This window comes from Pseudocitrobacter sp. RIT415 (assembly GCF_003057695.2).
Taxonomy (GTDB): Bacteria; Pseudomonadota; Gammaproteobacteria; order Enterobacterales; family Enterobacteriaceae; genus Pseudocitrobacter; species Pseudocitrobacter faecalis.
Map to the genome: position 1 here is coordinate 190,625 of NZ_QBJC02000005.1, position 22,496 is coordinate 213,120.

17 protein-coding genes and 1 tRNA gene are annotated in these 22,496 nt (G+C 51.7%); 12 read left to right on the top strand and 6 right to left on the bottom strand.

Annotated elements, in window-relative coordinates; translation table 11 throughout:
• Nucleotides 1-28: 28 nt before the first annotated feature.
• The gene (betT, locus tag DBY68_RS07650; protein WP_108474729.1) at nucleotides 29-2,062 is read right to left on the bottom strand and encodes a choline BCCT transporter BetT; all 2,034 of its coding nucleotides are present in this window, start codon (nucleotides 2,060-2,062) and stop codon (nucleotides 29-31) included.
• Between the two features lie 128 nt (nucleotides 2,063-2,190).
• Between betT and betI the strand changes: the two genes are divergently transcribed.
• The 6 genes from betI to DBY68_RS07690 all read left to right on the top strand — a co-directional run bounded on the left by betI (nucleotide 2,191) and on the right by DBY68_RS07690 (nucleotide 11,033).
• Entirely contained in the window at nucleotides 2,191-2,778 is a 588-nt protein-coding gene (gene betI / locus DBY68_RS07660; protein ID WP_108474727.1) for a transcriptional regulator BetI, read from the top strand.
• A gap of 13 nt (nucleotides 2,779-2,791) precedes the next feature.
• Entirely contained in the window at nucleotides 2,792-4,264 is a 1,473-nt protein-coding gene (betB, locus tag DBY68_RS07665; RefSeq protein ID WP_108474726.1) for a betaine-aldehyde dehydrogenase, read from the top strand.
• A gap of 13 nt (nucleotides 4,265-4,277) precedes the next feature.
• Nucleotides 4,278-5,951 carry a choline dehydrogenase gene (gene betA / locus DBY68_RS07670; protein WP_108474725.1) on the top strand — a complete coding sequence of 558 codons (1,674 nt, stop codon included), beginning with the start codon at nucleotides 4,278-4,280 and terminating at the stop codon, nucleotides 5,949-5,951.
• 597 nt (nucleotides 5,952-6,548) lie between these two features.
• Nucleotides 6,549-8,747: a ferric aerobactin receptor IutA gene (iutA, locus tag DBY68_RS07680; protein WP_108474724.1), complete on the top strand. Its 2,199-nt coding sequence runs from the start codon at nucleotides 6,549-6,551 to the stop codon at nucleotides 8,745-8,747.
• Nucleotides 8,748-9,029: 282 nt separating this feature from the next.
• A complete protein-coding gene (locus DBY68_RS07685; protein ID WP_233503882.1) occupies nucleotides 9,030-9,707 on the top strand; it encodes a DUF1120 domain-containing protein in 678 nt (225 codons plus the stop codon).
• A gap of 648 nt (nucleotides 9,708-10,355) precedes the next feature.
• A complete protein-coding gene (locus DBY68_RS07690; RefSeq protein ID WP_108474722.1) occupies nucleotides 10,356-11,033 on the top strand; it encodes a DUF1120 domain-containing protein in 678 nt (225 codons plus the stop codon).
• Nucleotides 11,034-11,200: 167 nt separating this feature from the next.
• Here the strand turns inward: DBY68_RS07690 and DBY68_RS07695 are convergent, their stop codons facing one another.
• Nucleotides 11,201-11,872 carry a DUF1120 domain-containing protein gene (locus DBY68_RS07695; RefSeq protein ID WP_158529108.1) on the bottom strand — a complete coding sequence of 224 codons (672 nt, stop codon included), beginning with the start codon at nucleotides 11,870-11,872 and terminating at the stop codon, nucleotides 11,201-11,203.
• Nucleotides 11,873-12,222: 350 nt separating this feature from the next.
• Between DBY68_RS07695 and DBY68_RS07700 the strand changes: the two genes are divergently transcribed.
• The 5 genes from DBY68_RS07700 (at nucleotide 12,223) to DBY68_RS07720 (ending at nucleotide 17,587) form a co-directional block, all read left to right on the top strand.
• Nucleotides 12,223-12,921 (top strand): fimbria/pilus chaperone family protein, encoded by a 699-nt coding sequence (locus DBY68_RS07700; RefSeq protein ID WP_108474720.1) that lies wholly within the window; start codon nucleotides 12,223-12,225, stop codon nucleotides 12,919-12,921.
• 21 nt (nucleotides 12,922-12,942) lie between these two features.
• On the top strand, nucleotides 12,943-15,396 hold the full coding sequence (locus DBY68_RS07705) for a fimbrial biogenesis usher protein (protein WP_108474719.1): 2,454 nt from the start codon (nucleotides 12,943-12,945) through the stop codon (nucleotides 15,394-15,396).
• Nucleotides 15,393-15,947 (top strand): hypothetical protein, encoded by a 555-nt coding sequence (locus DBY68_RS07710; RefSeq protein ID WP_108474718.1) that lies wholly within the window; start codon nucleotides 15,393-15,395, stop codon nucleotides 15,945-15,947. The genes DBY68_RS07705 and DBY68_RS07710 overlap by 4 nt, the downstream gene beginning before the upstream one ends.
• A gap of 90 nt (nucleotides 15,948-16,037) precedes the next feature.
• On the top strand, nucleotides 16,038-16,637 hold the full coding sequence (locus DBY68_RS07715) for a helix-turn-helix domain-containing protein (RefSeq protein ID WP_108474717.1): 600 nt from the start codon (nucleotides 16,038-16,040) through the stop codon (nucleotides 16,635-16,637).
• Nucleotides 16,638-17,074: 437 nt separating this feature from the next.
• Entirely contained in the window at nucleotides 17,075-17,587 is a 513-nt protein-coding gene (locus DBY68_RS07720; protein ID WP_108474716.1) for an NlpC/P60 family protein, read from the top strand.
• Nucleotides 17,588-17,888: 301 nt separating this feature from the next.
• On the opposite strand, the gene DBY68_RS07725 is transcribed toward DBY68_RS07720, so the two are convergent.
• Entirely contained in the window at nucleotides 17,889-18,860 is a 972-nt protein-coding gene (locus DBY68_RS07725; RefSeq protein ID WP_108474715.1) for a helix-turn-helix domain-containing protein, read from the bottom strand.
• Between the two features lie 107 nt (nucleotides 18,861-18,967).
• Here DBY68_RS07725 and DBY68_RS07730 point away from each other — a divergent pair, with 107 nt between their 5' ends.
• A complete protein-coding gene (locus DBY68_RS07730) occupies nucleotides 18,968-19,516 on the top strand; it encodes a cysteine hydrolase family protein (RefSeq protein ID WP_108474714.1) in 549 nt (182 codons plus the stop codon).
• A gap of 275 nt (nucleotides 19,517-19,791) precedes the next feature.
• Here the strand turns inward: DBY68_RS07730 and DBY68_RS07735 are convergent.
• From DBY68_RS07735 to proB, 3 genes are all read right to left on the bottom strand, one after another.
• A tRNA-Thr gene (locus DBY68_RS07735) sits at nucleotides 19,792-19,867 on the bottom strand.
• Between the two features lie 115 nt (nucleotides 19,868-19,982).
• A complete protein-coding gene (gene proA / locus DBY68_RS07740) occupies nucleotides 19,983-21,236 on the bottom strand; it encodes a glutamate-5-semialdehyde dehydrogenase (RefSeq protein WP_108474713.1) in 1,254 nt (417 codons plus the stop codon).
• 10 nt (nucleotides 21,237-21,246) lie between these two features.
• Nucleotides 21,247-22,350 carry a glutamate 5-kinase gene (proB, locus tag DBY68_RS07745; protein WP_108474712.1) on the bottom strand — a complete coding sequence of 368 codons (1,104 nt, stop codon included), beginning with the start codon at nucleotides 22,348-22,350 and terminating at the stop codon, nucleotides 21,247-21,249.
• Between the last annotated feature and the right edge of the window lie 146 nt (nucleotides 22,351-22,496).

The window sequence follows — 22,496 nt, forward strand, 5'->3', positions numbered from 1 at the left end:
GATCCTGCTTTTTATTTAAACATCTTGTTTAAACATCCGGGAACATCACGCTATTCCCAGGTGCTTCCCGATGTAAATGAATAAAGTTGAGGTGTCGCTCGTACTGGTCAAGAATATCAGTGATCACCTGCTCTTTACTGTAATCCATCAGGTCATTACCCTGGCTGCCCTCCAGCAGGAAGGTTTCCAGCCGGTAGTAGGTCGATTTCCCGCTGCGCGCGCGGTAGGTAAAGCCCGGCACCGAATATTGCCGTGGCCAGATCTGATAGACAAAGTTTTGCTCTTCACCCATATGCACCAGTAAATCCAGATGCCCCAGATGCTCGCCCTCTTCCGGTGGCAGGCTTTTCAGCTCGACGTACGCACCGCGTAGCCGCAGTTCCTGCGCCACATCTTCCATTGCCGGATAACAGACAGTTTCCATCATCTGTTTGGTGTAGCGCGTACCTGGGTAGTTCATCAGCCGCGAGAGACGCTTTTTCCAGCTGAGACGATCCTGAACGCTTAACGGTCGCGGTGCTGTATCACGATTGGCACTTTCGCGGCGATAGTCCTCCACTTTCAGCGATTTATACAATCCAGCCATCACGAAGAAGATCACAAAGCTGAACGGCAGCCCCATGATCACCGTGGTGTTTTGCAGCGCTGAAATTCCGTTAGTCATCAACATGCCAAGCGTCAGCAGGCCAATGGCCACCGACCAGAATACACGCAACCAGCCAGGTGCATCGCTGTTGATGTCTTTCAGCTGCGAGGTGAAATTGCCCAGTACCAGCGCACCGGAATCCGCCGAGGTGACATAAAACAGCAGGCCAGTAATGGTGGCGACGGAAGCACTAAAGGTGAACCCCGGATACTGTGCCAGCAGGCTGTAGAAGCCACGTTCCGGGTGCGCCATCGCTTCCTGTGCGAAGGCGGCACCGCCATGGATGATTTCATACAGCGCGCTGTTACCGAATACCGACAGCCACAGCAGCGTGAAGGTGAACGGAATAATCAAGGTGCCCAGCACAAACTGGCGAATGGTACGCCCGCGAGAGATACGTGCCAGGAACAGGCCGACAAACGGCGACCAGGCTACCCACCACGCCCAGAAGAAGAGCGTCCAGTTGTTCATCCACTCGACCGGGCGGTCAAAGGCGAAGCTGTTAAGTGTCATCCCCATAAAGCGATTTACATAGTCGCCAACGTTCAGTACCAGCGCATTGAGCAGAAACGAAGTGTCGCCCATAAACAGTACGAACAGGATCAGCCCCAGTGCCAGTGCGACGTTAAGTTCTGACAACACACGAATGCCTTTATCGACACCGGACGTCACCGAAATGGTGGCGATGATCACCGACAGCGCGATCAGCGCCGCTTTTGCCGCCATCGAATCCGGGATATCAAACAGTACGCTCAGCCCGTAATTGAGCTGCACCACACCAATGCCAAGCGTGGTGGCGATGCCGAAGATGGTGCCGATTACCGCCGCGATATCCACCGAGTGACCAATCGGCCCGTTGATACGTTTCCCGAAGATTGGATACAGCGCCGAGCGGATCGTGAGCGGCAAATTATAACGATAGCTAAAGTATCCGAGCGCCATCCCCATCAAGGCATACATCGACCAGCCGGTTAAGCCGTAGTGGAACAGCGTCCAGACCATCGCCTGACGCGCCGCCTCCATGGTTTGCCCTGCCCCTTCCGGCGGCTGCATATATTGTGTCACCGGTTCGGCGACGGAGAAGAACATCAGGTCAATACCGATACCGGCGGCAAACAACATCGCCGCCCAGCTCAGCAGGCTGAACTCAGGCTTAGATTGCTCCGGCCCGAGCTTTACCGAACCGAAACGCGAACAGGCAATGCAGACCACAAACACAATATAGAGCGTTGCCGCTAGCAGATAGTACCAACCAAAGGTTTTAGAGACCCAGTCCAGCGTGCGGCCAATCCACAGAGCGGAGAAGTCGCGAAAGAGGATCGTTGTCAGGGAAAACAACAAAATCAGTCCTGCGGAAGTGTAAAACACAACCGGATTGATTTTGTCCTTTTCCCTTGTCTGTGAAAGGTCTGTCATCCAGTATCCCCACTGTTTTTGCAACTATTAAAAATCAAATTCGCAACAATTAAGACACATTTTATATTGAACGTCCAATCAAAAACCGCTTTAATGTATAACCAATGCTGATGAATGGAGTGGCAAAAATGCCCAAACTGGGGATGCAGCCGATCCGGCGCAGGCAACTGATCGACGCCACGCTGGAAGCAATAAATGAAGTAGGCATGCACGATGCGACGATCGCACAGATCGCCCGTCGGGCGGGCGTTTCCACCGGGATCATCAGCCACTATTTCAAAGATAAAAATGGCCTGCTGGAAGCGACCATGCGCGATATCACCAGCCAGTTGCGTGACGCGGTATTGAGCCGTCTGCACGCCCTTCCGGAAGGTAGCGCAGAGCAGCGGCTCCAGGCGATTGTCGGCGGCAATTTCGATGAAACGCAGGTCAGTGGCGCGGCGATGAAAGCCTGGCTGGCCTTCTGGGCCAGCAGCATGCATCAGCCGATGCTCTACCGTTTGCAGCAAGTGAGCAGCCGCCGTTTGCTGTCCAATCTTGTGTATGAGTTTCGTCGCGAATTGCCGCGTCAACAGGCTGAAGAAGCGGGCTATGGGCTTGCCGCTCTGATCGACGGCCTGTGGTTGCGCGCCGCACTCAGTGGAAAACCGCTGGATATCACCCGCGCGCAATCGCTCACCAGCCACTTTATCAGCCAGCATTTACCGACCGATTAACCGAGGAGGAGTTATGTCCCGAATGGCAGAACAGCAGCTTTATATCCATGGTGGTTATACATCCGCCACCAGCGGTCGCACCTTCGAGACCATCAACCCGGCCAACGGTGAAACCCTGGCAACGGTGCAGGCCGCCGGACGCGAGGATGTCGATCGTGCCGTAGAAAGCGCCCGGCAGGGGCAGAAAGTCTGGGCGGGCATGACCGCCATGGAGCGCTCACGCATTCTGCGTCGGGCGGTGGATATCCTGCGTAAACGCAATGACGAACTGGCAACGCTGGAAACACTCGACACCGGCAAAGCGTTTTCGGAAACCTCAACCGTCGATATCGTTACCGGCGCAGATGTGCTGGAGTATTACGCGGGGCTGATTCCGGCGCTGGAAGGCAGCCAGATCCCCCTGCGTGAGTCATCGTTTGTCTACACGCGCCGGGAACCGCTCGGCGTGGTCGCGGGGATTGGCGCCTGGAACTACCCGATTCAGATTGCCCTGTGGAAATCCGCCCCGGCGCTGGCGGCAGGCAATGCGATGATCTTCAAACCGAGCGAAGTTACCCCGCTCACTGCGCTTCAGCTCGCAGAAATCTACACAGAAGCAGGACTGCCGGACGGCGTGTTTAACGTTTTGCCAGGCATCGGCGCGGAAACCGGGCAGTATCTGACCGAACATCCAGGCATTGCCAAGGTGTCGTTCACCGGCGGCGTCGCCAGCGGCAAAAAAGTGATGGCCAACTCTGCGGCCTCTTCGCTGAAAGAAGTGACGATGGAGCTGGGCGGTAAATCCCCGCTGGTTATCCTCGACGATGCGGATTTAGATCTCGCGGCGGACATTGCCATGATGGCGAACTTCTTTAGCTCCGGCCAGGTGTGCACCAACGGTACTCGCGTATTTATTCCGGCGGCGTTCAAAACCGAATTTGAACAGAAAATCCTTGAGCGCGTAGGCCGCATCCGCGCAGGCGACGTTTTCGATGTGCAGACCAACTTCGGCCCACTGGTCAGCTTCCCGCATCGCGATAACGTGCTGCGTTACATCGCCAAAGGCAAAGAGGAAGGCGCGCGCGTGCTCTGCGGCGGCGATGCGCTGAAGGGCGACGGTTTCGATAACGGTGCCTGGGTCGCCCCAACTATCTTTACCGACTGCACCGATGAGATGACTATCGTTCGTGAAGAGATTTTCGGGCCGGTGATGTCCATCCTCACGTATGAATCTGAAGACGACGTGATTCGCCGCGCCAACGACACGGACTACGGCCTGGCGGCAGGCGTCGTAACGGCTGACCTGAATCGGGCACACCGCATCATCCACCAGCTTGAAGCGGGTATCTGCTGGATCAACACCTGGGGTGAATCCGCAGCAGAGATGCCGGTTGGCGGCTACAAACACTCGGGTATTGGCCGCGAGAACGGCGTGATGACGCTACAGAGTTACACCCAGGTGAAGTCCATCCAGGTTGAGATGGGTAAATTCCAGTCCATATTCTAACCGGGAGGTTTATTTGCAATTTGACTACATCATTATTGGTGCCGGCTCTGCCGGCAACGTCCTCGCCACACGTCTGACTGAAGATCCGAATACCTCCGTGCTGCTGCTTGAAGCGGGCGGCCCGGATTATCGCTTTGACTTCCGCACCCAGATGCCCGCCGCGCTGGCCTTCCCACTACAGGGCAAACGCTACAACTGGGCCTATGAGACTGAGCCGGAACCGTTTATGAACAACCGTCGCATGGAGTGCGGACGCGGCAAAGGTCTGGGCGGATCGTCACTGATCAACGGCATGTGCTATATCCGCGGCAACGCGCTGGATCTCGATAACTGGGCGAAAGAACCCGGTCTGGAGCACTGGAGCTATCTTGACTGCCTGCCCTACTATCGCAAGGCTGAGACGCGCGATATTGGTGAAAACGACTATCACGGCGGTGACGGCCCGGTTAGCGTGACCACCTCAAAACCCGGCGTCAATCCGCTGTTTGAAGCGATGATTGAAGCGGGCGTGCAGGCGGGCTACCCGCGCACGGACGATCTTAACGGTTATCAGCAGGAAGGTTTCGGCCCGATGGATCGCACCGTAACGCCGCAGGGACGTCGCGCCAGCACCGCACGTGGCTATCTTGACCAGGCAAAACAACGTCCCAACCTGACTATTCGCACGAACGCCATGACCGATCACATCATCTTTGATGGCAAACGTGCGGTGGGCGTCGAGTGGCTGGAGGGCGACAGCACGATTCCGACCCGAGCGACAGCAAATAAAGAAGTGCTGCTGTGCGCAGGGGCGATTGCCTCCCCGCAAATTTTGCAACGCTCCGGCGTGGGTAATGCTGCACTGCTGGCTGAGTTTGATATTCCGCTGGTGCATGATTTACCGGGCGTAGGCGAGAACCTTCAGGATCACCTGGAGATGTATCTGCAATATGAGTGCAAAGAACCGGTTTCCCTCTACCCGGCTCTGCAGTGGTGGAACCAGCCAAAAATTGGCGCGGAGTGGCTGTTTGGCGGTACCGGCGTGGGCGCAAGCAACCATTTTGAGGCAGGCGGATTTATTCGCAGCCGCGAGGAATTTGAATGGCCGAATATTCAGTACCACTTCCTGCCGGTGGCGATTAACTATAACGGTTCGAACGCGGTGAAAGAGCACGGCTTCCAGTGCCACGTCGGCTCAATGCGCTCGCCAAGCCGCGGGCATGTGCGGATTAAATCCCGCGACCCGCACCAGCATCCGGCGATCCTGTTTAATTACATGTCGCACGAGCAGGACTGGCAGGAGTTCCGCGATGCAATTCGCATCACCCGCGAGATCATGCATCAACCCGCGCTGGATAAATACCGTGGCCGGGAAATCAGCCCTGGCGTGGAGTGTCAGACGGACGAGCAGCTCGACGAGTTTGTACGTAATCACGCGGAAACGGCTTTCCACCCCTGTGGTACCTGCAAAATGGGTTACGACGAGATGGCCGTGGTTGACGGCGAAGGCCGCGTACACGGCCTGGAAGGCCTGCGCGTAGTAGATGCGTCAATTATGCCGCAGATCATCACCGGCAATTTGAACGCCACGACGATTATGATCGGCGAGAAAATGGCGGATAGGATTCGTGGGCAAGAGGCGCTGCCGAAAAGTCTGGCGGCCTATTTTGTGGCAAATGGGATGCCGGTAAAACGCTCGCGCGCCTGAGAACAGAGCACAGGGACGTGCTTATCACCTCGCTTGAAAAGGCTTTATTCACGAACATCTGGACATTTTTTTCACCCAAACGGCAATCATCCCCACCGCCACAATATTGCAAAACCGTTCATAAATTGTGTTTATTTGTAAAATTATTTTTACCAATACTAACAATTAGTATTGATAATGAGAAACTCTATCGGCAAAATTCGCATTATCACATGATGTGGAATCTGCCTGATGATAACTTTGCCCATGAACCTGCTGGCGTGGAATCGCGTTGCACAGCGCATTCTGAAATGGCCTCTTCGTGAAAACACGACATCGCGCTACATCGCATGTTCCCCTTCCCAACTGATTATCACGCTCGCTAAATGCCTAACAGCGTCATCGGGTTATTCCCGAGCGTCCCTCCGGCATCAGGGCATAGGCATCTGCTCATATTCTGAATCTCGCCATGTCGCGCGATTTATTCGTTCTCACACATCGCCTGCGCTTCTCCCATGACGCAGCGGTAACCGGGAAAAACCGCAGCCAGCGGCTGCACCTCCAACTGCTACTCAGCCTCTTTGGGCAACACTTTTTTGCCCGCGTAAAGGAATGACGATGATAGCCAAAAAATATACGCTCTGGACCCTTAACCCGCTGCTGCTCGCCATCATGGCACCTGCGGTCGCACAACAGACTCCCGACGACACATTGGTGGTTTCCGCCAACCGCGCTAACCGAACGGTGGCGGAAATGGCGCAAACTACCTGGGTGATTGAAAACGCCGAACTTGAACAGCAGATTCAGGGCGGTAAAGAATTGAAAGACGCACTGGCACAGCTCATCCCCGGGCTGGATGTAAGCAGCCAGAGTCGTACCAATTACGGAATGAATGTGCGTGGCCGTCCATTGGTGGTGCTGGTTGACGGCGTACGCCTGAACTCATCGCGCACCGACAGCCGCCAACTGGACTCGATTGACCCCTTCAATATCGACCACGTAGAAGTCATCTCCGGCGCCACCGCGCTGTACGGTGGCGGCAGTACGGGCGGCCTGATTAATATCGTGACGAAGAAGGGCCAACCAGATACCCAGGTGGAGTTTGAGTCGGGGATCAAAAGCGGCTTTAACAGCAGTAAAGATCATGATGAACGTATTGCCAGCGCGATCTCGGGCGGGAACGATCGTATCTCCGGTCGCGCGTCGGTGGCGTACCAGAAATTTGGCGGCTGGTTTGATGGCAATGGCGACGCAACGTTGCTCGATAACACCCAGACAGGGCTCCAGTATTCTGACCGTCTGGATATCATGGGCACCGGCACGCTAAACATTGACGATACCCAACAACTGCAGTTGATCACTCAATATTATAAAAGCCAGGGTGACGATGATTATGGCTTGAACCTCGGCAAAGATTTTTCAGCAATTAGCGGAACCAGTAAGCCTTATGTCAGCAGCGGCCTGAGTTCAGACCGAATTCCAGGCACTGAACGTCACCTTATTAGCCTGCAATACTCTAACAGCGACTTCCTCGGCCAGGAGCTGGTGGGTCAGGTTTATTATCGCGATGAGTCGCTGAAGTTCTATCCTTTCCCAACCGTCAATGCCAATAAACAGGCGACCGCGTTCTCCTCATCGCAGCAGGACACGGATCAGTACGGTGCGAAACTGACGCTGAACGGTCAACCATTGGAGGGCTGGCAACTGACTTATGGGCTGGATGCGGATCATGAACGCTTTACCTCTAACCAAATGTTTTTCGATCTGGCACAGGCAAATGCGTCTGGCGGGATGAACAATAAGCGTATTTATACCACCGGGCGCTACCCAGCGTACGACATCACCAACCTGGCGGCCTTCCTGCAATCAAGCTATGACATCAACGATATTTTCACGATCAGCGGCGGCGTTCGCTATCAGTACACAGAGAACAAGATTGATGATTTCATTGGCTATGCGCAGCAACAGCAGATTGCTGCCGGGAAGGCACAGTCAGCCGATGCTATCCCCGGTGGCTCGGTCGATTACGATAACTTCCTGTTTAATGCGGGGCTGTTGGTTCACCTGACCGAACGCCAGCAGGCATGGTTTAACTTCTCCCAGGGCGTGGAACTGCCTGACCCTGGTAAGTACTATGGACGCGGCACTTATGGCCCCGCAGTCAACGGACACCTTCCGCTAATTAACAGCGTGAATGTGAACGAGAGTGAACTGGAAGGCGTCAAGGTCGACTCCTACGAACTGGGCTGGCGCTTTACCGGCGATAACCTGCGCACGCAAATTGCGGCTTACTACTCAATTTCTGACAAGAGCGTGCAGGCCAATAAAGATCTGACAATTAGCGTGGTCGATGACAAACGCCGTATTTACGGTGTCGAAGGTGCGATCGACTACTTTATTCCGGATACCGACTGGAGCACTGGCGCAAACTTTAACGTGCTAAAAACCGAATCCAAAGTCAACGGGAGCTGGGAAAAGTACGATGTTAAGGTCGCAAGTCCTTCAAAAGCGACGGCATACATTGGTTGGGCACCCGATCCCTGGAGCCTGCGAGTTCAAAGCACCACCTCCTTCAACGTGAGCGACGATCAGGGAGAGAAAATCGAGGGTTATACCACCGTTGATCTGCTCGGGAGTTATGAACTCCCTGTGGGTAAACTCAGTTTCAGCGTGGAGAATCTTTTCGATCGTGACTACACCACCGTCTGGGGTCAGCGCGCGCCGCTCTACTACAGCCCGGGATATGGCCCGGCGTCACTGTACGATTACAAAGGCCGTGGTCGTACTTTTGGTCTGAGCTATTCACTGCTGTTTTGAGTGATCGACTGTCTGCCCGGCGAAAGTCGGGCATGTCGGTTTGATACGCTTTGCTGACAAGGTGAGCAGATTGGCGCAACGTTGTTCCGCCTAATACTGGCATGGGCCTTATCTTTGAATATTTTATGGATCCATTTTTACACTCAATATTACTTCTATTTTTGATTATTTTTTGAAGTGAAACCGCCGGGGTAATCTGCAAAAATGAGTTCAGTTTTATTACGGGGCTTTCCCTTAATAAGTTCTAATCAACACCCCCCATTTAATAAAGAGTGATATGTAATGAAGAATATTATGAAGATTTGCGCCACTGCTGCTTTAGTATTGGCATATGCTAATTCAACTTTCGCTGCAAACCAGAGTACAGACCTGAAAGTTCAGGGTACGCTGACCATGGGAGCCTGTACACCGACGCTCTCTTCAGGTGGCGTCGTGGATTATGGGAAATTATCTATTGCTGCTTTGAATGCGAGTGCGGTAAACCAGTTGGGTGAGCATAAAGTCACTTTATCTATAACCTGCGAAAGCCCGACTAAAGTAGGTTTCACTGTGGTAGATGACCGGGCGGATACTGTCGCTGATACGGCCCCTAGTGCTAATGGCTTTTCTGCTAAACCTGCTCAGGAATTTGGTCTGGGTAAAACAGCGGGCGGAATTAATTTAGGTTCCTTCGCTATTCTTCCCTTTAGTGACTCTAATAATACAACGATTGATGGACAGCCTGGCCAACTCATCACCTCCAGAGATAATGGCGCTAACTGGTTCAAATTAAGCACGCTCGTTAAAAATGATGGTTCTGAAATCGTGGCATTTGCCAGTGATGATGTAACACCTGTGGCTCTGACAACCGCTACTGAAATAATGGATGTCAGCGCGGCGATTCAGGATACCACTACGTTGGCTATCACCGATGACACTCCGCTGGATGGTCAGGCGACGATTTCAATGGTATACCTGTAAAAATATAAATCCCTATCTAAATATAATCGGGGACACCCGATTATATTTAGATCTCGCAATAAACAATAGTACTATTTTAAAAAATCTGTTCGCTGCATCCGTTTTTATATTATAAATTAGAAAAATTGTCAAAGGGAGCATACAGCATTTTGTGAGAAAATCTGTTACTCCCTCATACGCGTTAAAATACATCCCCTTGATTCCAAATATGTCTCTTTTACTTAATCCAAATCGCCACCTCACCATACTCTTTATTTACGAAATAATAAATCATTAGGATAGTATAAAAACCAAAAAGTTGACAAAGGGGTCATCAAGGCGATATTCAGGCATCCTTAAGTGATGTAACCGAGATTTGGTTACTGTCCTTCTGAGGCTCTGCCCCTACAGTGAATATTGAAAAGTAGCCTGGATCGACGAATAACGTAATTTTTATATTTGGGGATGGTGAGTTCATACGATAAGACGTCGCTATATAATTACCTCAAAAATCCATTTTTACACCCAATACCGACTCCAGTCTTGGTTATTATTTAGCGTGAAGCCTCTTAGTTAATTTGCGAAAATTAATTGAGTTTTTATGAAGGAAAGTTAATCCCTTAAAAACCTCCAATCGATAACCGCCTATTATATAAAGAGTAATATGTAATGAAAAACATTTTGAAGTTATGTGCTACCACTGCTTTAGTATTGTCATCTGCGAATTCTGCCTTCGCAGCAAACCAGAGCACAGACCTGAAAGTTCAGGGTACGCTGACCATGGGGGCCTGTACACCGACGCTCTCTTCAGGTGGTGTCGTGGATTATGGAAAATTATCTATTGCTGCTCTGAATGCGAGTGCGGTAAACCAGTTGGGTGAGCATGACATCACGTTATCTATAACCTGCGTTAGCCCGACTAAAGTGGGTTTCAGTGTGGTAGATGACCGGGCCGATACTGCCGCTGATACCATCCCATCCGTTAATGGTTTTGAGGCTAAGCCAACTGAAGAATTTGGCCTGGGTAAAACGGCTGGCGGGACCAATTTGGGTTCCTTTGCAATGCTTCCCTTCAGTGGCACCAATAGCTCAACGGTTGATGGACAAACTGGCCGCATCATCATTTCAGACGACAATGGCGCTAACTGGGACACAAGTCACCTTGTTAAGAATGATGGCTCAGAAATCATCTCATTTGCCAATGAAACAGATCTTATCCCTGTTGCCCTGACAACCGCCACGGATCTCATTGGTGTTAACGCAGCCATTCAGGACACCACTACGCTGGCTATCACTGATGATACATCACTGGATGGCCAGGCAACTATTTCCATTGTTTATCTGTAATAATTAAATAAACAATATAAATATAACCGGGAAAATCCCGGTTATATTTAACAATGACACTGACCTGCGGTACCACTCTACATAGTCAGCACGTTTCCCTGTATTTAGCCCGAACCTTCCCTGTTACGTCATTATTATAAAATATGGCTCTGATATTATTGACAGACTTACAGATACACCAGATTAAGTGTGGCCTGGCCTTCATAGGGTTGATCGTCAGTCAGGGCCAGCGTCTTCAGGCTTTGTACCACCGGATGCACTGATAATGTGGCTGTGGCAGTTTCTACTGCTAAGGGTCGCGAGAAATCATCGGTACTGGAAAACGCCATGATATTACTGCCGCTATTCGATGCTTTCGTTGAACTGGAAGCCAGCTGCCACTGCGTGCCGCCATTGTCTGAATAAATAGTACGAGCAGGCGTATTATTAACGACTGGAGTCGGTAAGCTCGAATCTGCGACATACAAATAAAAATGCCCGATATGCACCTCCTCAGGTGTCAGACCAATTCCAAAACCATAGTTTTGAATATCTGCACTGCCCCCATCCAGAGTATCCTGACGGTTATCCTGAAACGAATAGCCCACCACAACTGGAGCTGTACAGGTTATGTGCATATTTATACTTCGGGTATCCAGGCCACTGGGCGTATCCGTATAAAGATGACTAACAGGAAAATCGCCAAATTCCAGCACCCCCCCATTATCCAGCGATGGCGTACAGGCACCCTGATCGATAGCTGCTTTTATTCGGATGTTTGTTGATGTCGCCCCCATAGAAACAAAAGGCAACATCGTGAACGGAAGATAACAGGCGAGTCTTAATAAAGAGAATTTCATTTTATTCCTTATTAAACAAAAATGCGTAAAGCACGCTTCAGGAAATGTAGTGTCAACACAGTGGAGAATGGAAGGTGAGATGAGAACAACGCTTTTGCTGGCCATATCTCTATATTCTCAGCCTTTTTATAGCGTGGCGGCACATCTCACCCTGGTAAAGATCCGCTAAATTAGGCTCTGTTGCAGCTATTATCAAGAAAGAGTTTAAAAAAAAGATCGCAAAATTGGACTCATTTTTGGCTCTATAAATGATTTATTTTTGGTGTGCTAAAAAACATCAGGCTAAGTAAAATAATGCTCATCAAGTAATCATGTTTTGTTTAATTTATAGATACCCGACTGGAGACAATATGTTTTCTCTTAAGCATTCTGCACGCCTGTTTACACTCGCACTGGTAATAAAATCCGTAACTGCTCTTGCTGCTGGTATGGTTCCGGAAACCTCCCTTCTCTTAATTAACGAACAAGATAAAGGAGGAAGTATTAATGTTAAGAATACGGATCCACATCCGTCATTGCTGTATACCAATATCGTTGATTTGCCTGATGACAAAGGGGTTCATCTGACGCCGACACAACCCGTGACGCGCGTCGAGCCAGATCAAACCCAACAATTACGGTTTATTCTGACCACCGATGCCCCACTGACCACAGAGCATCTTAAGCGTGTGACATTTGAAGGGATCCCCCCTAAAACAAAAAGCGATCATAGCCATGTCGCCATTAATATTCGTCAGGATCTTCCGGTATTGATCCACCCGGCAAATTTACCTGTCATAAAAGATGCGTGGACGCTTTTGAAATGGAGCGCCTCGGGTAACACGCTCACCGTTCATAACGACTCTCCCTACGTGGTTCGCCTGTCCGAGCAGGTAGTCGCACAGCCCTCCGGTGCCATGATGAAGCTTTCACGGACTTACATCCTGCCAGGCCAGACCCTGACGGCAAAGTCGAAGCAATCTCTGGAGGGCGATGGCCAGCTCAAGTTCTTTCCGGCCAGTCGCTACGGTATTCAGGTAGCCAGCTATACCGCGCCTTTGTCCAAATAACCTCTGCCGGATAATCATTTCATGTTCTCGTTATCAAATCGTTACTTACCGGTAGCGGTACTCAGCTGCCTGCCCTGCATATGTGCTTTTGCTTCAGATGCTCCGCTGGAGTTCGACGCTGGCATGTTAAAAAATCGCGGGCTTGACCCATCATTGGGGCAGTACTTTGCAGAAAAACCGCGCTTCATGCCGGGCGTAAAAGTCGTGAATGTCGTGGTGAATGGAGCGAAAAAAGGCAAGGTCGCCGCCACTTTTGGCCCGGATGGCCAACTTTGTGCAACCCCTGATTTTCTACAGGGCGCATCGCTTGTTGTTCCGGCAGATTTGCCCGACGCTCGTGATGATGAACATCTTGATAAAGCGCAATGTTATGACTACGTCCAGGCGTATCCAGGAAGCGTCATCACCCCCATTCCTTCACAGGAAGAACTCGATCTGGTTGTGCCTCAGGACGCGCTGGATACGACGGGTGAGGGTGATCAGGTACGGAATTATACGACAGGCGGTAGCGCCGGCATTTTTAACTATTCAGCATTTGCCACGCAGAACACGGCTAACGGAACCCGTACTGAAACAAAGCAGATGATGCTGGAAGAAGGGCTGAATATGCATGACTGGCTGTTGCGCAGCCGACAGTCATTGATGGAAGAGGACGGAAGTCGTCATACGGATAATCTGTACACTTATCTTCAGCATACGTTTGTCAGTCAGCAGAAAATTTTTCAGGCAGGACAGATTAATACCGCAGGTTCGGTCTTTGCCGGTACGGCGATTTCCGGGGTGCAAATCATGCCGGAAGACGCACTGGATAAAGAGGGTAACAGTGGCGTCATGGTTTCCGGTATTGCTCGCGCAGCGCAGGCCCGGGTTGAAGTCAGACAATCCGGACGAATGATCTATTCAACGCTGGTACCTGCCGGCCCCTTTACGCTGACTGATGTACCGGTAATCAGCAATAACGTAGGACTCGACGTCACGGTAACCGAAACAGATGGCAGCCGCACTCATTTTGAGATCCCGGCAGATGCCATCAACAGCCATCAATTGCGTAGCCCATCCGGGCTGTCTGCTGCAGTAGGACGGTATCGTAGTGATACGGAGAGCACCTCCTCTCCTCTGCTGGCAACAATGTCCGATGGCTGGAAAATCTCACCGCGGGTCAATGTGGGTACAGGTCTGCTGGCTGCCGAGGATTATGATGCTGCGGCAGTCACCCTGGACACGTTGGCTTTTCGCCAGTTACTGGTATCGGCAACCTTAAAAGGGTCTGCTGACAAGAAGCATGCCGTCAATGGACACAGCACGACATTCACTGCCAGTTATATGCTGGACAGCAAGGTCAGCATGGACATCAGTCTGACGCGCTACAGTTCCGGGTACAGAGAACTCGAAGACGCATTATCTGATGACGATGATTTTGAACAGTACCAGGGACAGTATTCCGCTGGCCTTCACTTTTCTCTGCCAGATTACGGCTCTTTTTCGTTCCGATACTCGCAAAACCAGGCGACATCTGGCGATCAAGGTAGTCAGTATATTAACGCCGCCTGGGGCAAATCGTTTGGTCGCGCCAATCTGAATATCAGCTGGCAGCACTCTCTGGGTCATGATGATCGTGTACAGGAAAACGATCATATCAACGATGACGAAGGCGATACCGTATTTGTAAACCTGAGTCTGCCAATAGGTGATCACCGGGTCAGTGCTTATTCGCATACCCTGCACCACGAGACGAATGTTGGTTTGCAAACAAATGGTGATGTGGGCGACAGCTCAAACTATTCACTCTCTGCCGAGCGCGATGTCAGCACCGGGGAGAATGACTTTAATGGCGCACTTAACAGTAATCTGCATTACACCCGTGTGGGCATAAGTGCCGGGATGAATGGCCCAGACGATCGCAATTACAGTCTGGCACTGTCAGGTGGGATGGTGGCACATAAAAATGGCCTTACCTTATCCCCATGGCCGGTCAAAGATACCTTTGCCATTGTGGAAGCCGGAAAAGACTTACCGAACACCCGGATCTCCACCCCTTCCGGTGATGTCTGGACGGATCATTGGGGGCGTGCTGTTGTCCCCTCTGTCAATCCTTATCACAAGGTTCGTGTGGAACTCGATCCCGTTAACCTGCCGGATAACGTGGATGTAGAAAACGGCTTTGGCGAAATTTCTGCCGGCCGTGGAGCCGTGGGAGCACTGCACTTTACTACGCTACATGTCCACCGGGCCATGTTACATGTCCGGATGGCCGACGGCAGCGTGCTCAAAAAGGGCAGTACCATTGTGGATGGTGCAGGCCAGTATGCGGCGACAGTCGTCGATGATGGGGTGCTGTTTATCGAAGATGTCAGCCATCAGCCTCAGCTTATCCTGATGGATAAGGCAAATCATCCGGTATGCCAGATTGCGTACCAGGCTTCTCCGGAAGCTGAAAGTCATGTGTTTGAGAACATCACAGGAGTATGCAAATGAAGCGCTGTCTTCGTAGTCTTATGTTTCTGGTCTCCGTACTAACGGTGTCATCCCCTGCTTTTGCGGAATGTAATGTCACCGTTTCTAACAACAATGTCGATTATGGCCGAATCAGCAGAAATGAAGTAAGCCAGCATCACGGTGACTGGTACTCACTCGATGAGCGAGACGTCAGGGTCAACGCATTTTGCAGCGAGCCCCAGGCTATGGCCCTTTTCTTCAGCGACAGCTCCGGATTACAACGTTTCCGGTTTGGTGATAATGGCGATCTTGTGATCACCGCGCAGCAAGGGATGCTGGATGGACGGCGTGTTGATCTGGGGAAAAGCCGTACTCACGGCATATTTTCGCCAATGGGAACGAAAAACAGAAGAACGTTATTGGTTCTCAATGACGAAGGGATTCTCCCGGTTCGCGGAGGAGAGGTCGCCATTGGGCAGCAATTCTCATTTGTCCTGCACCTCAAACCGGCGCTGAAGGCCGGACAACATTCTTCATCCGCCGATGAAGAACTGTTAACCAACCTGAACGTTCAACTTGAGACACAATAGCTTTTTGTGTAACTCACTCAGAACCGGCATCCCAGGTTTGCCGGTTCTGCACTATCTTTAACAGTAACAACAATGCGTGGATGACATGTGATGACGAATTCCAGGGAAATTATTCAGCAGCTTATTGACGGTTTATCACAGAAACAATCAATTTTTACGAAACGGAAAAACCAGGTTATTACGATGGATGGTTTTTCTGAACGTAACATTATCATCTTTCATCAAGGCATTATCTCAACATGCCGACTCAGCGATGACCGCCTTCTGGCTAATTTCACGGCCCCCAGAGTTTTTGGGCTAAATTACTATCTCGATGATGTACTTATGTATTTCAGGGCCTGTACTGATGTCAGCTATGAATTTCTACCACTGGCGGTGGCGGAAAAAGTGATCGTCGATAAGAATCTTTGGAAAGAAGTCGCGATCAACCATATGGTCACCCTTAATCAGATGTTCCGCTATGTCAACAACATGGCCGGCGTATCCAGCTATGCGCAAATTATTAATTGTCTTTATCAGTTGCAGGCTGAGCCTGACATCATACGTCTTCGTCGAACCGCGGCTGATTACATTGTTGAAAAAAGCGGTTTGTCCCGCAGCACGGTCATGAAAATGCTGGCGCAGCTTAAAGCTGATGGTAAATTACTGATGAGTAAGGGATTGCTGATGGATGTTCGGGATCTGGAATAACCCGCTGTGTTGAGCGGAATATCCTGAGTTGATTATCGTTTATGTACCTGAATATTCCGCACATTTCTCTGAATGCCTGCCCATTCTGACGTTGCCCCCACGCCATTGTTCATCTGACTTACGTAGGCGAGAGGTAAAATCAAGTGTATTTTTACATCCATTTCTAATCTTTATTTAGCTGGATTATTCAACTGTAAACACCGACAATAGCTGCGTTGTTTTAAAAGACAAACAACAATCTCCGGTTAGCGCTTACCCTGGCTTAATATAATATCGACGTCACGGTAGCATCCTTATCTTCCCGGTTATTTTAAAAAAGACTTTCCTGATATTGTCCAACCCGGGCAGGTTTCAGTCTTAATAATTAATATAAAAAACACATATAAACTTTTATTTATCGGCTAAGGAATAATTAACTCTGACTCTGGTTTGTTTTCATGTTTTTTCGTCATGCCTTTATCTCATTTCTGATTTGTTTTTCTTCGGCCACTTTTGCATTTGACCATATTTTGCCGGAAGAATGGGGGCCGACTCGTCTGGCCTCGACGCCCGTGAATGCCGTTTTGCCCGTCAGTCGCGCCCATTTGAAGCGGAGCATCATGCAAGAGTTCCTGTCATGGCAGGGGACGCGCTACCAGTGGGGCGGCAATACCCGACAAGGCATCGATTGTTCTGCCTTCAGTCGCCGGGTGATTGCAGCGGTATTACATCGCCCATTGCCCCGAACAGCGCTGGCACAAAGCCAAACTGGGGTAGCGGTGAGCCTCTCTTCACTGGAAACCGGAGACCTCGTCTTTTTTCTGACGCAGCCAGGGGTTCACCATGTCGGCATTTACATTGGTAACAATCAGTTTATCCATGCCTCCAGTTCGCAGGGAGTCACATTATCTTCTTTATCAAATCACTATTGGCGAGAGCATTACCAGATGGCGCGGCGGGTAACGGCTTAGTATATTGTGAGAGTTTCTCCAATCTGTTCCCGATATTCAGTACGCAATATTAGCGTTGGATGTTTGGCGCACGCAGCAAACGTTATTTTGAAGCGTTAACAACCACGCCGTAAAAAGGAGGGAAAAATGCCCCGGCACATGGATTTGAATGGCCGTAGCAATTTGTGTGAACGAGTAGCCCCCTTCCCTGCTGTGACACCTTTCCATACTCCGTCGCAGGTCGTGACCACCGTGTGGTGAGTCGATTCCGGGCGGCATGATCCTCCGGCGGACTACTCTCCTGCAACTGCCCGGCGTGGAATCAAGGATGAAACCGCCGGCGATACTCTCCGGGTGTCAGTCCAACGATGCGGGTAAACACCTTCCGGAAGGCCCCTGCATCGCTGTAACCCACATCCCACGCGATGCGTTCCAGCGGAAGCTGAGAAGACTGGAGCATTTCCCTGGCTCGCCCCACGCGCAGGCGCTGACAATACTCGGTGGTCGTCATACCGGTCGCTTTCTGAAAGCGGCGTAAAAAAGTGCGTTCTTCCAGGCCCGCCAGGGCTGCCAGCACCGGCAGCGCACTTTCCCTGGCACCCGTCTCTTCTAACCAGCGCTGAACGTTCAGTACCGCCCGATCGCCGTGTGACAGACGTGGAGAGAACGCGCTGTAGAAACGCTGCTGCCGACCAGGTGGATCAATCAGCAGACGCTGGGCGGTTTCAATCATAATGGCAGCCCCATAATAGCGGTCCACCAGACGAAGGCCCAGATCCACCCAGGCCATCGCACCGCCTGCCGTCATAATATCGTCATCATCTATCAGTAACTGATCAACATCGAGCCTGACATCAGGAAAACGCTGACTGAAAAGTTCAGCATATTGCCAATGGGTTGTGATGGTTCGTCCCCTGAGCAGCCCCGTTTCTCCCAGTAAAAAAGCGCCTGCACAGACGGATGCGATCGTCGCTCCCTTTGCATGCTGCTCGCAAAGCCACTCGATATAAGGGCGGGAAGAGAGTGCCGGGAGAGGGTCTTCCAGGCTCGGTGGCAGGATAATCACATCAGGGCCATTCTCGTGATCCCGGACGCTGTCATCAAGTCTGTGCGGGACACCTGCACTCTCTTCACGCAGCCATCGCGTCACCGTCACCGGAGTAGTTCCCTTCGCGTCATGCCGGAGCCGGATCTTTTCGGCAAAATTCAGCAAATCCATCAGGCCCAGAACGGCAGCCTGCTGCGCATGTGGATAAATAAGTATCGCGATTTCAGTCGTCAATCGCCTCTCCATATGTCGTTTTCACCCTTGAATATGTCGTTACCGCCACTTTGCATGTTATCTGCACTGATACACACTGTCTGTACTAAATTTGTAAAGCCAACAGAGGGAAACACGCCATGACCAGAGAAGCCATTATTGTTATCGATCTGCAGAATGAATATCTTCCGACAGGAAAATTGCCGCTGACCGGTATCGAATCCGCTGCGGCTAACGCGGCAAACGTTATTGCTTCAGCCCGCGAACGCGCTATACCGGTTTTCCATATCCAGCATATTTTCGCGAATAAAGAGATGCCGGTATTTGTCCCCGAATCCGATGGGATAAAAATTCAACCTTCTGTGCTGCCTGCAGGCAACGAACCGGTCATCGTGAAAAATTATGCCAACGCCTTCCTGAAGACCAACCTCAGACAACTGCTTGAGGAGCAAGGCATTACCTCACTGGTCGTCGTCGGCGCAATGAGTCATATGTGCGTCGACGCTGCCGTACGTGCAGCTTCAGATTTTGGCTATGACGTAACGGTTCTGCATGACGCTTGTGCCACACTGGATTTAGAGTTCAACGGTGTCCGCGTGCCAGCTGAGCAGGTACACGCCACCATGATGGCCGCACTGGCTTTTGCCTACGCCAGGGTGATTTCCACAGGGGAGTATTTGCAGCGCTGATGATTTAGCGAGCCGTTTATGCAAACCGAGCAGTAGCTTATTGCTGGTCGGTTTTGCATCAATAAAAAGGTGGGAGCCATCAGGAATTTCTGTGCGGGTATTGAAAAAAATAGGGTATGGGAAACGCTCAAGGGATTCCTCGAAACAGGCATCTTTCGGCAAGGCATTTTACGGAATATGCGAGCAAGGTTGATACGATTTTGAGCTGGAAGATCATCAATATGACATGAGCGGGAACGTGGATGACTTGAAGCGAGGTGATTCATTGAATTAAATGGTGCCGATAATAGGAGTCGAACCTACGACCTTCGCATTACGAATGCGCTGCTCTACCAACTGAGCTATATCGGCCCTGAAAAGGACGTGTTCACGAGTGCGAATCACGGTGGACAAGGTTAAAACTAACCGGGCGATGCGTCAATGGCCTTGAGAATCAAATGGCTACTTTTGCATCACCCGGTGTTAATTAGGCACGAATGGTATCGTCACCGAAGCCAATCCACTTATAGGTGGTCAGCGCTTCAAGTCCCATCGGGCCGCGCGCGTGCAGTTTTTGCGTGCTGACGGCCACTTCTGCGCCCAGGCCGAACTGGCCGCCGTCGGTGAAGCGCGTGGAGGCGTTCACGTAGACTGCCGAAGAATCGACTTCATTCACAAAGCGGTTGGCATTGCTCAGGGTGCGCGTGAGAATGGCGTCGGAGTGCTGAGTGCCGTGCTCACGGATGTGCGCGATAGCATCGTCCAAATTAGCCACAACCTTCACGTTAAGATCCAGCGACAGAAATTCGTTATCGAACTCTTCCGCTTTCACCGCCACTATATGCGCCGGGCCCGCTTTTAACAACGCCATGGCGTTATCTTCCGCGTGCAGCGTCACGCCGCTCTGCGCCATCTGCTTGCTCAGCGCAGGCAGAAAACGTTCCGCGATATTCTGATTCACCAGCAGCGTTTCCACCGTGTTACAGGTGCTCGGGCGCTGGGTTTTGGCGTTGACGATGATTTTCAGCGCCGGTTCAATTTCCGCCGTGTCATCCACATAAATATGGCACACGCCAATCCCGCCGGTGATCACCGGGATCGTCGACTGTTCGCGGCACAGCTTATGCAACCCTGCACCGCCGCGTGGGATCAGCATGTCGATGTATTTATCCATGCGCAGCATTTCACTGACCAGCGCGCGGTCCGGGTTGTCGATCGCCTGAACAGCACCCGCCGGTAAGCCGCACTCCTGCAACGCTTTTTGAATCACTTTTACCGTGGCGGCGTTGGTGCGATGCGTCTCTTTACCGCCGCGCAGAATCGCTGCGTTGCCGGTTTTCAGGCACAGGCTGGCTACGTCAACGGTGACGTTCGGGCGCGCTTCATAAATTACGCCAATCACGCCGAGCGGGACACGGCGACGTTCGATGCGCAGGCCGCTGTCGAGCACTCCGCCGTCAATCACCTGCCCTACCGGATCGGCGAGCGTGCAAACCTGGCGCACATCGCTGGCGATAGCGGAGAGACGCGCCGGCGTGAGCGCCAGCCTGTCGAGCATCGCGTCGCTCAGGCCGTTAGCACGCGCATCAGCCAGATCCTGCTGGTTAGCGTCGAGGATCTCTGCGCTAAATGTTTCCAGATAATCAGCAATTTTTTCCAGAGCCTGATTCTTTTCACGGCTCGATAGCTGCGCCAGCTTATAAGAAGCCTGTTTGGCAGCAATGCCCATTTGTTCGAGCATAGTGAACTCCTTAGCGGGTGATCATATCGTCACGATGGACGGCAACCGGGCCGTACTCATAGCCGAGAATAGCATCGATTTGCTGTGAGTGGTGTCCGGCAATAAGGCGCAGCGCATCGCTGTTATAACGGCTCACGCCATGCGCGATATCCCGCCCTTCAAGGCTGCGAATACGGATCACTTCCCCACGGGAGAAGTTGCCAGTCACGTTTTTAATGCCTTTTGGCAGTAATGAACTTCCTCGTTCGAGAATAGCGGAGGTTGCGCCTTCATCAACGGTGATTTCACCTGCTGGCGGTGCGCCGAAGATCCAGCGTTTACGGTTCTCCAGCGGCGTGTCCTGCGCGTGAAAGCGCGTACCGACGGAGACTTCCGCCATCACGTCGCCAATCACGCCAGGGCGGCTGCCTGCGGCGATGATGGTCTCAATACCCGCGCGGCAAGCGACATCGGCGGCCTGCAATTTGGTGCCCATCCCGCCTGTACCGAGGCCGGAGACGCTGTCGCCCGCAACGGCGCGTAGCGCATCATCGATGCCGTGCACATCGGTAATCAGTTTGGCATCCGGGTTACTGCGCGGGTCGGCGGTGAAGAGGCCCTGTTGATCGGTCAGCAGCAGCAGTTTGTCGGCACCGGCCAGAATCGCCGCCAGCGCAGAAAGGTTGTCGTTATCGCCGACCTTAATTTCAGCGGTGGCGACCGCATCGTTTTCGTTAATCACCGGCACGATATTGTTATCGAGCAGCGCGCGCAGGGTATCGCGCGCATTGAGGAAACGTTCTCTGTCTTCCATGTCCGCGCGGGTCAGCAGCATCTGCCCGACGTGAATGCCGTAAATAGAGAACAGTTGTTCCCACAGCTGGATGAGGCGGCTCTGGCCGACGGCGGCCAGCAGTTGTTTCGAAGCGATAGTCGCGGGCAGTTCAGGGTAACCCAGATGCTCACGCCCGGCGGCAATTGCTCCTGACGTTACAATGACAATTCGATGCCCAGCCGCGTGAAGCTGGGCGCACTGGCGAACCAGCTCAACGATGTGCGCGCGATTCAGGCGGCGCGATCCGCCCGTTAAAACACTGGTGCCCAGTTTGACCACCAGCGTCTGACTATCACTCATGATTATCTGCCGTTAAAAGTGAAATAATGAAACCAGGTTCACGTTTTATCAGGAGTCAGCCCGCTTGCCAACAGGCAGCGCGGAAAGCGAGGGATTTTATTGCGCGCGATCAGTAACCTTAACCGCACGTTTTGACGTTTTTATGA

Bases quoted from the DNA above. Each gene is read 5' to 3' on its own strand.
- iutA (WP_108474724.1), top strand. From the start codon at position 6,549: ATGATAGCCAAAAAATATACGCTCTGGACCCTTAACCCGCTGCTGCTC.
- DBY68_RS07700 (WP_108474720.1), top strand. From the start codon at position 12,223: ATGTTTTCTCTTAAGCATTCTGCACGCCTGTTTACACTCGCACTGGTA.
- DBY68_RS07725 (WP_108474715.1), bottom strand. From the start codon at position 18,860: ATGGAGAGGCGATTGACGACTGAAATCGCGATACTTATTTATCCACAT.
- proA (WP_108474713.1), bottom strand. From the start codon at position 21,236: ATGCTCGAACAAATGGGCATTGCTGCCAAACAGGCTTCTTATAAGCTG.
- betI (WP_108474727.1), top strand. From the start codon at position 2,191: ATGCCCAAACTGGGGATGCAGCCGATCCGGCGCAGGCAACTGATCGAC.
- DBY68_RS07695 (WP_158529108.1), bottom strand. From the start codon at position 11,872: ATGAAATTCTCTTTATTAAGACTCGCCTGTTATCTTCCGTTCACGATG.
- DBY68_RS07710 (WP_108474718.1), top strand. From the start codon at position 15,393: ATGAAGCGCTGTCTTCGTAGTCTTATGTTTCTGGTCTCCGTACTAACG.
- DBY68_RS07715 (WP_108474717.1), top strand. From the start codon at position 16,038: ATGACGAATTCCAGGGAAATTATTCAGCAGCTTATTGACGGTTTATCA.
- DBY68_RS07685 (WP_233503882.1), top strand. From the start codon at position 9,030: ATGAAGAATATTATGAAGATTTGCGCCACTGCTGCTTTAGTATTGGCA.
- betB (WP_108474726.1), top strand. From the start codon at position 2,792: ATGTCCCGAATGGCAGAACAGCAGCTTTATATCCATGGTGGTTATACA.
- DBY68_RS07705 (WP_108474719.1), top strand. From the start codon at position 12,943: ATGTTCTCGTTATCAAATCGTTACTTACCGGTAGCGGTACTCAGCTGC.
- proB (WP_108474712.1), bottom strand. From the start codon at position 22,350: ATGAGTGATAGTCAGACGCTGGTGGTCAAACTGGGCACCAGTGTTTTA.
- DBY68_RS07690 (WP_108474722.1), top strand. From the start codon at position 10,356: ATGAAAAACATTTTGAAGTTATGTGCTACCACTGCTTTAGTATTGTCA.
- betT (WP_108474729.1), bottom strand. From the start codon at position 2,062: ATGACAGACCTTTCACAGACAAGGGAAAAGGACAAAATCAATCCGGTT.
- DBY68_RS07720 (WP_108474716.1), top strand. From the start codon at position 17,075: ATGTTTTTTCGTCATGCCTTTATCTCATTTCTGATTTGTTTTTCTTCG.
- DBY68_RS07730 (WP_108474714.1), top strand. From the start codon at position 18,968: ATGACCAGAGAAGCCATTATTGTTATCGATCTGCAGAATGAATATCTT.